Origin of the sequence: Desulfosudis oleivorans Hxd3 (assembly GCF_000018405.1) — a bacterium.
In the GTDB taxonomy this organism is placed as follows: Bacteria; Desulfobacterota; Desulfobacteria; order Desulfobacterales; family Desulfosudaceae; genus Desulfosudis; species Desulfosudis oleivorans.
In genome coordinates this window covers 619,767-633,078 of sequence record NC_009943.1, presented here as the reverse complement: position 1 = coordinate 633,078, position 13,312 = coordinate 619,767, and the positions used below count along the sequence as shown (strand labels likewise).

Sequence of the window (13,312 nt, the reverse complement as noted above, 5' to 3'; positions counted from 1 at the left end):
CTTGTCCCATATAAAAAAGGAGACCGACCATGAAAAAGATAGAAGCCATAATCAAGCCCTTCAAGCTTGATGATGTAAAAAACGTCTTAAACGAACTGGGCATTCAGGGAATGACCGTGACCGAGGTCAAGGGCTACGGCCGCCAGAAAGGCCATACCGAAATCTACCGGGGCGCGGAATACATAGTTGACTTTGTGCCCAAGATCAAGCTGGAGGTGGTGGTGGCGGCAAGCATGGCCGACAAGGTGGTGGACGCCATTGCCAAGGCCGCCCTCACCGGCAAGGTGGGCGACGGCAAGATCTTCGTGATGCCCGTGGAGCAGGCCGTCCGGGTCCGCACCGGTGAAAAAGGCAAAGACGCCATCTGATTTAAACGCCACACCCTACATTCAATCCATTCGCCCCGGGGCCGGACAACCCTGCCCGACCCCGGGGTTTTCTTTTTCCTCCGACCCGAAAGCCCAGCAAAAAACCTTGATTTTCTGGCCCGACATGGCCAGACTGCAAACCAGAAGGAAGCGATTAATAATAAGAACCCCACACACCCCAAGGAGGAAATCATGTCCCAATTTACAGACCGGATGATCCGGGCCGCAAAACTGGATGTCAACGTCTATGAAGAAGTGGAGGCGGACGGTGAGGCCATGGGCCAGGCCATGGGCGTGGTGATTCTTTCCAGCCTGGCGGCCGGCGTCGGCACCATCGGCACCGGCGGCATCATGGGCCTTGTGCTGGGAACCGCGGGGGCACTGGCCGGCTGGTTCATCTGGGCCTGGCTGACCTATCTTATCGGCACAAAACTCCTGCCCGAACCCCAGACCCAGTCCAGCCCGGCCGAACTGCTGCGCACCATCGGATTTTCCAGCTCACCGGGGCTGCTTCGCATTCTGGCCATCATTCCCGGCCTTGGCGCCATTGTTTTTATGATAACCGGTATCTGGATGCTGGCAACCATGATCATTGCGGTGCGCCAGGCCCTGGACTACACCAGCACCCTGCGGGCCGTGGGCGTCTGCCTCATCGGATTTATCGTCCAGGCCGTGGTCATCGGCCTGCTGGTGTCCCTGTTCGGCGCGCCCCAGGGAGCGATGTAAGGCTTTTTGAAATTATAAAAAAAATCAGGGGCGCAAGTTCTGCGCCCCTGTCCGCTTTAATCGAAATCGACAGCCCATATCCCGCCTGTTTTTAATAAGGCATGGCTACTCCCGTTGCCCGTCCCTTCACGGGTAACCTTTGGTTTACCCGTGGCACCCGCCTATGAAAATCCCGTCTTTACCTGGTGGCACGGGCCAGGCGCAGTCTGCCCGTGTTGGGGACCGGGCTCGCTTCAATCTACTGTGGCGGGATCGATTTTCAGAAGAATGCGGCCGTCGGCGTCCAGCATGAAGATCAGGCAGCCGTTGGCGGTGGCGTCTTTGGCCAGGTCCTCAAACATCACCGCCTGAATTTCATATTTTTTCCCCTTTTCCCGGGGCAGGTTGATAAAGCAGGCCTGGGCCTCCTCTTTTTTGTAAAACGCCGGCACATAAGAAATATCGGAGACCTCATCCCGGTAGGCCACAAACCGGCCTGCCCAGTCGCCGGCCACTTCGGCCGCCACAAATACCCAGTCACTGTTTTTCGGCTGTTCTGCCATCTTCTCTTTCTCCTTTTGAAATGCAATCTCGGTGCGGACGGTGGCCCGCGCTTTTGAATCAAAATAGCATACCGGCACGGCAAACAACAAGCCGAACAGTGAAGGGCAGGAAAATCCGTTCAGAAGGCCGAAGCCTTGGAACGCAGAGCCGTGCAGGGAATGGCGAAAAAGCCCGTGGGTGGCAGGGCGGAAGGCCTTTCACGGGCAACCGTTGGTGCCCGTGGCACCCGAGGAGCTTAGGAATGGTTAATAGTCAATAGTTAATGGCCAATGACCAATAGCCAATGAAAGGGCCACTCCGCACAGGCAAGGCAGCCCCTGCATTTCAAACCGCTGTTGCGGTGGGATATTACTGCTTTTTTTCCTGGAGCATGTCGAGGTCCAGGGGGAACAGGCCCTCGGCAAACTCTTTGTTCAGGGAGCGGGCCTGCCGGGGACAGTGTTCCACGCAGAGGCCGCAGCCCATGCAGGCGTCCCGGTTGTAGACAGGCGCGCCGTTTTCATCGGCGGTGATGGCGTCGAACATGCAGCCCGAGATGCAGGTGCCGCAGGCGGTGCACAGGGCCGGGTCGTGGTCCACCTTGTAGCCGGAGGGCGCCACGTTGGAAACGTTTTCTCCGCCCTTGATGGCTTTCACCATGCGCATGCCTTCCAGCCCGCCGCAGCAGCAGGTGCAGCAGTTGCAGATGATGCCGGTGCGGCCGCCGGTGCCCACCTTGACCCAGGCCGTGGTGATGCACCCTTTTTCGCGCTGGGACCGGACCAGCTCCAGGGCCTCTTCCTGGGTGATTTTGCGGGGATGAAACTTCTGGGAGTGCTCCAGCCAGAGTTGACCATAGTAGCGACCTACGGCCATGCACACGGTAACCGGCTCGCAGTGGTGCTCGCGGTGCAGCCGGCAGGGGCAGTCCATCACCACGATAAAGTCCGGCTCGTCAAAAATGATCTTGTTGGCATAGGCATAGGGGATGACCTGCTTGTGGGGGCCCAGGTCCAGCTCCCGGTTCAAGGTGAGAATTTTTCTCACATCAGCCTCGGTCATTACCTTGGAGTGGTAGCGCTCGAAAACCGACTTGAAAGGGCGGCTGAGCAGCCACATGCCGCCGAAGTGCTTCTGCAGAAACCGGGCGGCGGCCAGCATGGTTTTAACGTAAATTCTGTAGTGGGCAAAATAGAGCCAGTTGTGAAAGGCCCGGTCCGGCCGCAGGCCGTGATACCTTATTATACGCTTAGTGGATTCTTTCATTTTCAGGCCGCTGTTCCCTTGAAGTCCACGTACTGTTCGATCCGTTTTTTCACATCCTCGGTGACGTTGGGGTTGTTGATGGTGATTCTGACCGCGTGGTTGGGGCACCGGGTTTCGCAGCGGCCGCAGCCCCGGCACTGGTCGTTGTGCACCGCTTTGCCGTTTTCAATGGTGATGGCGCCGAACCCGCAGAACTCCACGCAGGTGCCGCAGCCCACGCAGGCGTCGGTGACAGAGATTTCCAGGCCTTCGATGCGCGGCATGATGCCGTCCAGGTAGTCACCGGGAATGTGCTTGAGCGAGGTCATCATGCAGCAGCAGTGGCAGCAGAAACAGACAGACAGCAGCTTGCTGCGGTCCGGGGTAAGAAAGATGAAGTTATCCACCCGCACCTTGCCGGTCATGGGAATCAGGCCGACGCTGATGGCCCGGTCCACGTGGGCGTGGGCCTGTTCGCGGGTGACCCGGCGGCTGACACCGTGGGGCATTTTCAGGGCGGTTTCTCCCATGAACAGGCACCCGATGTCCGGGGTGTGGTGCTGGCACTTTCGGGCCAGCCGGCAGCCACACTTGTCCATGATGACATAGGTGTCGGCGGCGTCGATAAAATCGTGCACCACCTGGGCGGGCAGCACCTGGTCCACCACCTGGCCCAGGCTGCGGTTGACCGGCAGGTAGCTCATGCTGTTCTTTTTGGGGTTCATCCAGGGAATGGCCCGCCGAAGACCGGGTACCTTTCCCAGCCGGAACACGTTGAGCACCGCCATGGTGGGCCGGGTGCGGGGGCCGCTTTTGAATATCCAGGACAGGGTGGCCTGAATGGGGTTGTCTTTGGCGTCACGCTCGCGGGCCGCCAGAAAGGACTCAAAGGTCTGGCGGGAGGTGTACCGGGGTTTCCACCCGGTGGCCTGCTTGAACTTGTCGCAATTCATGAAGATGGTGTATTCGCCCAGGCTGACCCAGCCGCGGCCGGCCGAAAACAGGCGCAGCTTGAACCCAACGGCCGCCACCAGCTTGAGCAGGCTTGTGGGCACCGGAATGATGCGGACCCCGGCCATGGCAAAGGCGTGCCGGGTAGCCATGCCGTCGTCGGCCCCCACGTTGTAGATGCCGGGCAGGTCGCAGGCCATGGCCATGTGAAGGGCGCTGCCCAGGTCTTCTTCGTGAATGTACTGGTTGTGGGTGGTGCGGCCCATGGGAAGGGACGACACCGGCAGGTCGTAAAGCTTTGAAAACATGTTGTCGATGTGAGGGCCGAACAGCAGGGCCGACCGAATGACCGTAAACGTGATATCGGGATGGTTGCGGAAAAAATCCCGGGCAAAGGTTTCGACCTTGACCTTGCTTTCGTTGTAGTAGCTGTCCTCGTTGACGCGCAGAGGGGCGTCTTCGCGAAAACCGATGGGATTATCCGCATGGGCGCCATAGACCGTGGAGGAGCTGGTGTAGATCACCTTGGACACGTTGTTCTTCACGCAGGACTCAAACACGTTGCGACTGCCGTTGATGTTAATGTCCAGGGCTTTTTGAGTGTCCTGAATCTGGCCCACGATAAAGGCCAGGTGATACACCACGTCGGCCCCGGCCAGGATGTCGGCGATCTGGGGGTCCCGAATATCGGCCCGGTGGAACTCAACCTTGCCATATCCCCCTTTCCAGGGTGACACGTCAATGCCGATGACTTTATCCACGTCAGGATCGGTTTCCAGCAGCGGCAGGATAGTGGATGCAAAGTAGCTGTTAACGCCGGTGATGGCAACGGTGGTGCCCATGGTCTACCTCCTGGTTGAAGGTTTATGAATTTTTTCCCGGCCGGTCCAAATCGGGATCGATGCGGCAAGGGTTCTCGATGCCGATACCGCTACCGATACCGATGACAAGGTATTGATCAATTTTATCCGGAATGACGGCTCACCCTATTCCTCGTAAGCCTTTTCCAGGAGCTGGGTTTTCTTTGTGGCCCGCTCCAGGGTATTGGGCGCCAGCCATTGGATGGCCGGCCGGATTTTCAAAAGCGAATGCATCCGGCTTGTCAGGTCGGCCTCAATGCCGGGCAGGTCTTCTTTTCTGACCCCTTCGGCGTATTCAATTTTAAGTTTAAGCGGGGGCACCACCCGGGGGGGCGGTTCGTCGAGCACGATGCGGAAGGAGCCGGTGAGCTTGTCGGGAAAGGAATGGATCACCCCCTCAATGGCCGCCGGGTAGACCGGCACTCCCTTGACCTTGAGCATGTCGTCGGCCCGTCCCACGATCTTATACCTGAAACCGGACCGGCCGCAAGGGCAGGGGTCGGTAAACACCTGGTGAATGTCCATCATGGTAAACCGCAGGTCAAACCAGACCGCGGCCGGCGGGTTTAAGGAGGTGCCCACCATGATGCCGGTGGCGCCGTTTTCCATGGGTACGGGCTGGCGGGTTTCCGGGTCGATGAGTTCGTAGTAGGCATAATCGTCGGCAATCCAGTGCATGCCCTGGTAGACCGGGTGATCGCAGGAGCAGCCGTAGCCGCCGCCCAGGTCAAACACCTTTGCGCCGTAAGCCTCCTCCAGCTTGGCGCGCACCTCGGGAATGCCGGCACCGGCTTCGGCCCCCAGCATCAGCACCTTGATGCCCAGGGATTTCACGGTCTGGCCCATGAGCACTTCCGGGGCCCGCTCGATGAGATGAAGGGCCAGTGAAGGCGTGCCCAGAAACACGTTGACCTTGAACAGCTGCATAAACTGGAGAATCTTTTCCGTGCCGGCCTCGGCGCCGATGGGAACCAGGGTGATGCCCGGAAACTTGCGGAACCACAGCACCTGGGGCGTTCCTGCGGCATGCATGGAGAGCCCGAAGCAGATGCCGACGCGGTCACCGGGCCGAATGCCGATGCGCCAGGCGGCCCGGGCCATAATTTCGGCGGCGTCGTCCAGGGAGGCCCCGAAATTGGGATAGGGCGTGGGAATGCCGGTGGTGCCGGAGGTGGTGGTGAGCAGATAGAGATCGTTCATGCGCTTTTCACCGAACAGGTGGCCCATGAGCTTGTCCATGTCCAGGCCGATTTCGCCGATCAGATCCCGAATCTCCGCCTGGCCCATGGGCGGCAAGGCCTGGGCAAAATCGTCAAAACTGCGAATGTCGGCGGGCGTGATGCCGGCCTTTTCAAACCGGCTGCGGTGCATGGGCGTGTTTTCATACTGCCACTGAAGGGCCGGCACCAGCTTTTTCCACTGAAGCTCGCGCATCTCTTCCGTGTTGAGCCTGGGTTCGATCTCCATGTTCCAGTAGGGCTGATTGTTGTCCATTTAAATATTCTCCCTGGTTTTTGGAAAAAAGCGCTGGTTAATTTTTAAACACGTGCAGGGCCATGGCGGCGGCGTCCACGCCGAGAATGCCGCCGCCGTTGTGGGTCATGCCCACTTTCGGATTTTTCACCTGGCGTTTGCCGGCGGTGCCCCGCAGCTGGTTGACGATTTCATAAACCTGGCCCAGGCCGGTGGCGCCGATGGGGTGGCCCTTGGCCGCCAGCCCGCCCGAAGTGTTGGACGGACGGGAGCCGTCGATCTCCATGTAGCCCTCGTCAATCCACTTGGGCGCGTCCGCGCCGGGGCACAACCCCAGCTCAATGAGAGTGATGATTTCAGACGGTGAGGTGGCGTCGTGCACCTCGATCACGTCGATATCGTCCGGCCCGATGCCGGCGGCCTCAAAGGCTTTGGGCGCCAGCCGTTTGGTCAGGGTGTCTTCCAGGTCACCGGAAAGCTTGCCGCTGCCCACCACGCTGGAAGCGATCCAGACCGGCCGGGCCCCAAACCGGGCCGCGGCCTCTTTTGAACAGACGATAACGGCGGCGGCGCCGTCGCCGATGGGTGAGCACATCATTCGGGTCAACGGCCAGGACACATCACCGGAGTTCAGCACCTGCTCCAGGGTGACCTCTTCCTGGTACTGGGAATGGGGATTGAGGGCACCGTTCTTGTGACTTTTGACCGCGATCCTGGCAAAGTGCTCCTGGGTCAGGCCGTAGCGGTCCATATATATCTTGGTGTAGTGGGCGTACATGTCCATGAACACGCTGCGCTTCTGGCCGCTGCCCTCTTTTATGATCGATTCACCCTTGCCCTGGTTTTTCTGGAACTCGGCCAGAAACAGCTTGAACAGCTCAATGTCCACGGCCGTGCCCAGGGCGGCAAAGGACTTTTTCTTGTCCTCGTCATAAAGCTTTTCAAAACCTGTCACCAGCACGCAGTCAAAAATGCCGGCCCCCACCGCTGTCCATGCCAGGTTCAGGGCGCTGGAAGAGGAGGCGCAGGCGTTTTCCACGTTGTACATGGGAATCGCCTCAATGCCCATGGCCGACAGGGTGACCTGGGCCTTGATCATTTCCTGGCCGGTCATCAGGCCGGCCACGGCGCTGCCCACGTAGGCGGCCTGAATGTCTGACGGCTGAATGCCGGCATCCTTTATCGCGGCCTGGCTCGATTCTTTGACCAGGTCCTTGATGCTCTTTTCCGGAAACTTGCCGAACCGGGTCATGCCCGCTCCGATAATTGCCACATCACGCATTGCTGCCACTCCTTTTCTATATTGACGATCACTGATGTGGGAAAAGGCTATCCCGGTTTGGACGGTTGAGTCAAGAAAATTTATTCAAATCCTTTATTTTAAGGAACCGTGGTCAATTATATGTAAAGTGAGTGTATAGTTATAGCACGCCGGTTAATGTTGATGCTCTCGTAAAAAATCTGTTTTGGGATGGCAAAGTAAAAAGTTCAAGATCAAGGCGTCGCAAATCCCGAGGAATGAGTCACGCCGCTGGCGTGATGTTCCAGCAGCAATTATATGTACGCCGCAGTGACGAGGGGCGCAGCGCAACGCAGATATTGGGCTTTTCACGAAGCCATCAATGTCGCCGAATACCGGAAAGCACCACACCGATCACTTCGCGCAAAACAGCGTCATCGGAGATGTCCGGGTCCATGGAGCGCAACACCCGCATGCTGCGCATGGCCCCGATCATCAGGGCCGCGGCAATGGCCGGGTCCACCGTTCGAATCAGGCCCTGGGCCATGCCCTTGCGAATATCCGATTCCATGGGCTTTCGGATCGTTACCAGGGTTTGCTCGCCCATCTGTTTGAGCTTGGGGTCCGGGTCTTCATGGGCCTCTTCGCAGATGGCCAGAATGGCGCAAAACTCGTCCAACACCGGCAGAACGGCCCGGGCCCGCAACTCCAGACGTTTGAGGGGGTCGGCCTCCTGACGTATGACATCCCACCCGTTGGCAAACAGTTCGCCGAATATTCTGGGCACGCAGGCTAAAAGCAGCTCTTTTTTGTCGGAAAAATAAAAATAGAACGTGCCTTTGCCGATGTTGAGCCGGGTGGTGATGTCACTGACCCTGGTGGCCCGGTACCCTTTTTGCCGGAACAGGGCGGAGCCCAGGTCAAGAATGGCCTCCCGGGTTTTCATGCTTTTGCCCCGGCGGGGCATTCGCCGATCGGTGGTGCCGGCCTTCCGGGCCGGTGTGGACCGGCGGGCCGAAAAGCAGCCGGGGCTTTCGGCCTCCAAGCGTTCGATGTTTTCCCGAATGGAAAAAAGGGGCTGGCCCAGGGCTTTCTGTTCAATAATATAGGCCAGCTTGTTGAGGTGGGACGCGTCATAATAGGCCATGGTCCGTCCGGTGCGGTGGGGCGCATGGAGCAGGCCCTGCTGCATGTAAAAATGAATGTTGCGCCGGGCCACGCCGGACAGTCGTTCCAGCTCGCCGATGCGAAACAGATGCTGCGTGTTTTCCATTTTTTTACATCCTCCCTGATTCTGACCACAAACTATACACCTGTTATCGACCCGGGTCAATCCTGAAATTTTATAGCCTTCATTAAATAAGGCATTATTCCACGAGAAAGAAAGGCGCACAATTCATTTTCAGTTGACTAGAGAGTCAACTCCATACTATCATCGATCCAACATCATGACTTTAGGGAACCGCGAAAAATTAAATTTCTCGCAAAGACCCAAAGGACGCAGAGAAAAGCGTGAACGCTGGGTGTAAAGCAGAAGGCATAATCCTTTGCGCACTTTGCGCCTTCGCGAGATAAAAAAATAAACCGCCAAAAACAAAAAATGGCGTTTGGTGTTGGGAAAAAATCAATTTTTAGAGAGGTCCTTTAATCATTTAAATCGGCGTTAACGACAGGGAGCGGCCATGATCAAAAAATTTTTTCAATCGACCAACAACCCGGAGGCCGCTTTTGCACGGTTTGTTTTAGATGAAGAGAAATGTAACGGGTGCGGGGCCTGCGTGGCCGCCTGCCCCATGCAGATCCTTATGGTTGCCGACGGCAAGGCGGCCCCAAACCAGCGTTATGACCATTTCCGGTGCATCACCTGCCAGAACTGCGTGGCCACCTGCCCCAACAAGGCCATTGTCATTGAAGGAGACTACCGGGTGGGCGCCGGTTTCTGGAAAAACACCCACCTGTTTGAAAACGGCAAAACCCTTCCCGCACCCATACGCAGCCGCGCCGGCGAGCCCTTTGAGCAGATTGAAGGCCAGCTCACCGAGACCGAACGGGTGATCTACAAGCGGCGAAGCATACGGCTTTACAAAAAAAAGCCGGTGGAGCGGGACCTGGTAGAAAGGGTGATCGAGGCGGGACGGTTCGCGCCGTCGGCGGGCAACAACCAGCCCTGGAAGTTTATCGCCATCACCAACAAACAGGTCATTGACGAGATCAATGACAAGTGCAAACGGTCCCTTCGCAAAGGGACATTTATCATGATGCCCCACGCCTACCTGGACAAAAAAACGCCCGGCGATCCAAACGCAAAGCTCAACTGGTGGCAGAACATGGTGATGGCCCTGCTCTGCCGGATCAAAACCGGGGACGTGGAGCCCCGTGCCCGGGGCGGCATCAATACCGTGACCAGTGACCCGGACTACCACATCTTTTTTAACGCGCCGGTGCTGATCATCCTGCTGGCCGACAAGCGGGGCATCGGCTCCATTCAGCTGGACACCGGCATCTGCGGACAGAACATGGTGCTGGCGGCCCACGCCCTGGGCCTGGGCACCTGCTGGGTATCACTGGTAAGGGGGCTGGGGTTCTACCCGGCTTTCAGAAGGCAGTTGGGTATTGACGACCAGTTTGAAATCATCAGCTCCCTGACCCTGGGATGGCCCAAGATGCAGATCGACAACGTGGTGGCCAGGGAACAGGCCCGCATTCAGTGGGTCGAGTAACCCGGGTCAGGTCAGATTGTGAACATTTCTGACCCGCTTGGCCACATGGTCCAGTTCATAAGCCATGGTGCGAATAAAGGATTCGGTGTTGGGCCTTTCGTCCGGCATAAACGAGGTGACCGAACCGGCAATGATCACGTTCAAGGGAATGCCCTGAATTTCAAAGGGCTGGTCGTGAAGCAGTTTTGTGATGCGCTGCAGTGCCAGGCGGGCACCGGCTTTTTCGGCCATGGGCAGGATAATGGTCATGGTGTTCGGATCCAGCTCACCCACGATATCCGAAGTCCGGGCGACCTCCACCAGTCGCTCGTAAGCGGCAGCAAAAAGATCGGCTTTCTTGATTTTCACATCAGCCGGCACTTTGGTTTTGGGCCGAACATTGATGATGGTAAAGGCCAGGGTGGACAGGTAAAGCTTATGACGCCCGGCCCGGGACAGCTCCTTTTCAAGGTGGAACCGGAATTCGGCCGGCTTGAGTACACCGGCGGGCATCTGCCGTTTTGACTCTTTTTCCCTTCTCGCCTCCTGGTGTTTGACGATGGCCGCGTATATCTGTTCAATGCTGTTCTCGTCAAGGGCGTCGGCTTGGGCATCCGCACGCACGGCCTGCAGAATCTGCTTTAAATCCTGATTGCCCTCCAGGCTCTGCTCCATCATCTCCAGCAGGGTGCGCTCCTTTCGTGCCGGGCACCCGCCTCCCCCCAGTGCCGCCGGACCGGTGTCCAGCCGGTCAAAAACCGCCTGAATGCGGTCGTTGATCCGGGTCTCCATTTCGGCCAGGGCATCAGGGTCTATGTTCATGCCCCGCAGATGGGCCGTCAGGTTTGATCCCAGGTCGGCCATCATGCTGCGGGCGTCAGCCGCATCTCCGCCGGCGGTCTCTTTCCGGAGTCCGCTTCCCAGCTCCTCAACATAGTTCACCAGCGTATCCATAAAGGCCTGCTGGTCCCCGTCGCCCTTTCGAATCTCGGCAGCAATGGCAATCAGGCCGGCCACCTGTTCCGGATTTTTCTGAATCTCGTCGACCAGGTCGGCGCCATCCACACCCACGGACCCGGCCGCTTCCTGAAGCACCCTGGAAAGCCCCTCGCTTTCCAGTTCTTTGCCCAGATGCTGTACCAGGGAAAGATACTCGGCAACGGGCATGCCCTCGGACAACAGGGCTTTTTTGATCTTGGGCAGCAGCCGCCGCAGCTCGCCGGGTTCGGGAACCATGCGCCGCAGTATCTGGGCCAGCCGGACGGTTGTGATCTTTCCCTGCTGGTACTCGTTTTTAATTAACTGCACCAGCACATCATCGGACAGGGCATTGACCTGGTCTACAATCGCCGATTCGTTTTCATAGGCCTGGTTGACCGCCTTCCGAGCCTCAATTCCCAGGGTCAATTGACGCTTCATTTCAAAGACCGCTTCAGCCACATTCATCATGTCGGATGGGCCTTCGGTTTCCAGGTGTTGCCGAATATCGTCGCCCAGGGTCTGGATCTGGTAAAGGAGGGTGGCACCCGGTGTGATGGCCGCCGTATCCCCGGCAGCGCCGGAATCTCCCGGTGCAAGGTTGCCGGATGCCACAGCGGCCATACCTTTTTCTTCTACCGACAGCATTTGTTTCGACATACCCGCCGGATCACTCATCAGACGCTGCATGGAAAGGGTTTTATCCGTTTCCTCGGCAAGTACACTCTCCAGCAGCGTTTTCATGAGCTGCTTTTTTGCTGCGTCGGAGACCGGCGGGGGAACCGGTTTTTCCTCCTGGTCCCGACGGGTAATCACCTCCTCTTCACGGGTGATTTTTTTATAAAACACATGGTTGATCTTCAGCTGATCCACCCCCCGGAACCGCAGCTCCTCGATCATGGCCGGGCTGTCGGCATACTGGGCCGGCGATGTGACAATGTCGATCAGCACATCCAGTTCTTCCGCGGCCATACCCTTAAAAAAGGAAATCGACTGAATGCCGGCTTTCTTGAAGAGGGCCACGATGCGGCCCACATTGATGCGCGGGTCCACCGGTTCTTCATCCAGGTAAAGCTGGTCCTGGTGAAGAATCAGGGAGATGGAGGCCACCTGGGGAAGCAGGAGGGCAAGTTCCCTATACAGGTTGGCGGCCGCCTCACGAATCTGGGGGTGGTCGGCCTTGTACATCATGGCGCGGTTCAACAGCATGCACACCATGCGGCTCAGCTTGACATATTCGGCGCTGCCGGCTTTCGGCTCTGCCATTGGGTCTCCTTTCAACGGTCTGCCTGCAAATGGTTGGCTGCGTAGTGTTTCAAGGCATCCGCGAACTCCCGGCAGGAGCCATAGCGGTCCCGGGGGTGAAACGCGGTGGCCTTTACAACAATTTCGTCCATGTCTGAATGAACGGCCGGGTTGACTGCAGAAGGCGGGCGAATAAACATCCGGTCGGCCAGTTTGAGTTTCAGCAGTTCCCTGGTGGATTCATGCGGTGCCAGCGGCAGGTTTGAGACAAGAGACTGAAACAGCAGGACACCCGCACCGTACACATCAACCCGGTTGTCCATCTCTTTTCCCAGAATCTGTTCCGGCGCCATGTTCACCGGGGTCCCCAGAATGGTATTTTCAGCGGCGCCGGGCTCGCGCACACTTTTGGAGATGCCGAAATCCATCAAAATGGGGCGCTGCGTATGGGGTTCAATCAGCACGTTGGAGGGTTTTACGTCCCGGTGCACGATGTCCTGGCCGTGGGCATAGTCCAGAGCGTCCAGCATGGCCCGCACCAGGTCAAGACTGGCAGAAACCGGCAAAAATCTTTTTGACGGAATCACATGGTCCCGGACCCGGCCGATATGGTATGCGAGGGAGTTGCCCTGGATCAGCTGCATGGTGAAATAGAGAAATTCGTCCGTCTCTCCCACCTCGTAAACCTGAATGATGTTGGGGTGGGAGAGAATGGCGGCCATCTCGGCTTCCTGAACAAAAAGCGCGGCCGTTTCAGGCGTGAGAATGGATTTGGGAAGAATCTTAACGGCGATCTGACGCTTGAGGGTGCGCTGAAAGGCCACGAACACGACGGCCATGGCACCGCGGTCCAGCTCTTTTAAAAGCGTTGATGTTCCCACCTCCCGTCCAAGCAGGTGGCTCAGGTCGACCTCCGTGAGCTTTGCCATGGGCCTGCTCCAGTAAAATAGACGCGTGCCGGTGAAGATGCAGGTGCAGCGGCCTGGGATGGAACCCTTTTTCGTG

General features: G+C 57.8%; 11 protein-coding genes. 3 read left to right on the top strand and 8 right to left on the bottom strand.

Features of this window, described 5'->3' with window-relative positions:
- Positions 1-29: 29 nt before the first annotated feature.
- Together DOLE_RS02870 and DOLE_RS02865 are read left to right on the top strand one after the other, a co-directional pair.
- On the top strand, positions 30-368 hold the full coding sequence (locus tag DOLE_RS02870) for a P-II family nitrogen regulator (protein ID WP_012173993.1): 339 nt from the start codon (positions 30-32) through the stop codon (positions 366-368).
- A gap of 192 nt (positions 369-560) precedes the next feature.
- Positions 561-1,094 carry a hypothetical protein gene (locus tag DOLE_RS02865; protein WP_012173992.1) on the top strand — a complete coding sequence of 178 codons (534 nt, stop codon included), beginning with the start codon at positions 561-563 and terminating at the stop codon, positions 1,092-1,094.
- A gap of 233 nt (positions 1,095-1,327) precedes the next feature.
- Here DOLE_RS02865 and DOLE_RS02860 read toward each other — a convergent pair whose 3' ends face one another.
- The 6 genes from DOLE_RS02860 to DOLE_RS02835 all read right to left on the bottom strand — a co-directional run bounded on the left by DOLE_RS02860 (position 1,328) and on the right by DOLE_RS02835 (position 8,658).
- Positions 1,328-1,636 carry a hypothetical protein gene (locus DOLE_RS02860; protein WP_012173991.1) on the bottom strand — a complete coding sequence of 103 codons (309 nt, stop codon included), beginning with the start codon at positions 1,634-1,636 and terminating at the stop codon, positions 1,328-1,330.
- Between the two features lie 349 nt (positions 1,637-1,985).
- Positions 1,986-2,882, bottom strand: a complete 897-nt coding sequence (locus DOLE_RS02855; RefSeq protein WP_012173990.1) for a 4Fe-4S binding protein — start codon at positions 2,880-2,882, stop codon at positions 1,986-1,988.
- Positions 2,883-2,884: 2 nt separating this feature from the next.
- On the bottom strand, positions 2,885-4,654 hold the full coding sequence (locus DOLE_RS02850; RefSeq protein WP_012173989.1) for an NAD-dependent epimerase/dehydratase family protein: 1,770 nt from the start codon (positions 4,652-4,654) through the stop codon (positions 2,885-2,887).
- Positions 4,655-4,798: 144 nt separating this feature from the next.
- On the bottom strand, positions 4,799-6,166 hold the full coding sequence (locus DOLE_RS02845) for a phenylacetate--CoA ligase family protein (protein WP_012173988.1): 1,368 nt from the start codon (positions 6,164-6,166) through the stop codon (positions 4,799-4,801).
- Between the two features lie 37 nt (positions 6,167-6,203).
- Entirely contained in the window at positions 6,204-7,427 is a 1,224-nt protein-coding gene (locus DOLE_RS02840) for a thiolase family protein (RefSeq protein WP_012173987.1), read from the bottom strand.
- A gap of 337 nt (positions 7,428-7,764) precedes the next feature.
- Positions 7,765-8,658 (bottom strand): MerR family transcriptional regulator, encoded by an 894-nt coding sequence (locus tag DOLE_RS02835; RefSeq protein WP_012173986.1) that lies wholly within the window; start codon positions 8,656-8,658, stop codon positions 7,765-7,767.
- A gap of 409 nt (positions 8,659-9,067) precedes the next feature.
- Between DOLE_RS02835 and DOLE_RS02830 the strand changes: the two genes are divergently transcribed.
- Positions 9,068-10,105 carry a nitroreductase family protein gene (locus DOLE_RS02830; protein WP_012173985.1) on the top strand — a complete coding sequence of 346 codons (1,038 nt, stop codon included), beginning with the start codon at positions 9,068-9,070 and terminating at the stop codon, positions 10,103-10,105.
- 6 nt (positions 10,106-10,111) lie between these two features.
- On the opposite strand, the gene DOLE_RS02825 is transcribed toward DOLE_RS02830, so the two are convergent.
- Both DOLE_RS02825 and DOLE_RS02820 read right to left on the bottom strand, forming a co-directional pair.
- The gene (locus DOLE_RS02825; protein ID WP_012173984.1) at positions 10,112-12,328 is read right to left on the bottom strand and encodes a nucleotidyl cyclase domain-containing protein; all 2,217 of its coding nucleotides are present in this window, start codon (positions 12,326-12,328) and stop codon (positions 10,112-10,114) included.
- Positions 12,329-12,339: 11 nt separating this feature from the next.
- Positions 12,340-13,236, bottom strand: a complete 897-nt coding sequence (locus tag DOLE_RS02820; RefSeq protein ID WP_012173983.1) for a serine/threonine protein kinase — start codon at positions 13,234-13,236, stop codon at positions 12,340-12,342.
- Positions 13,237-13,312 lie beyond the last annotated feature (76 nt).

Bases quoted from the DNA above. Each gene is read 5' to 3' on its own strand.
- DOLE_RS02865 (WP_012173992.1), top strand. From the start codon at position 561: ATGTCCCAATTTACAGACCGGATGATCCGGGCCGCAAAACTGGATGTC.
- DOLE_RS02835 (WP_012173986.1), bottom strand. From the start codon at position 8,658: ATGGAAAACACGCAGCATCTGTTTCGCATCGGCGAGCTGGAACGACTG.
- DOLE_RS02855 (WP_012173990.1), bottom strand. From the start codon at position 2,882: ATGAAAGAATCCACTAAGCGTATAATAAGGTATCACGGCCTGCGGCCG.
- DOLE_RS02825 (WP_012173984.1), bottom strand. From the start codon at position 12,328: ATGGCAGAGCCGAAAGCCGGCAGCGCCGAATATGTCAAGCTGAGCCGC.
- DOLE_RS02870 (WP_012173993.1), top strand. From the start codon at position 30: ATGAAAAAGATAGAAGCCATAATCAAGCCCTTCAAGCTTGATGATGTA.
- DOLE_RS02845 (WP_012173988.1), bottom strand. From the start codon at position 6,166: ATGGACAACAATCAGCCCTACTGGAACATGGAGATCGAACCCAGGCTC.
- DOLE_RS02860 (WP_012173991.1), bottom strand. From the start codon at position 1,636: ATGGCAGAACAGCCGAAAAACAGTGACTGGGTATTTGTGGCGGCCGAA.
- DOLE_RS02840 (WP_012173987.1), bottom strand. From the start codon at position 7,427: ATGCGTGATGTGGCAATTATCGGAGCGGGCATGACCCGGTTCGGCAAG.
- DOLE_RS02850 (WP_012173989.1), bottom strand. From the start codon at position 4,654: ATGGGCACCACCGTTGCCATCACCGGCGTTAACAGCTACTTTGCATCC.
- DOLE_RS02820 (WP_012173983.1), bottom strand. From the start codon at position 13,236: ATGGCAAAGCTCACGGAGGTCGACCTGAGCCACCTGCTTGGACGGGAG.
- DOLE_RS02830 (WP_012173985.1), top strand. From the start codon at position 9,068: ATGATCAAAAAATTTTTTCAATCGACCAACAACCCGGAGGCCGCTTTT.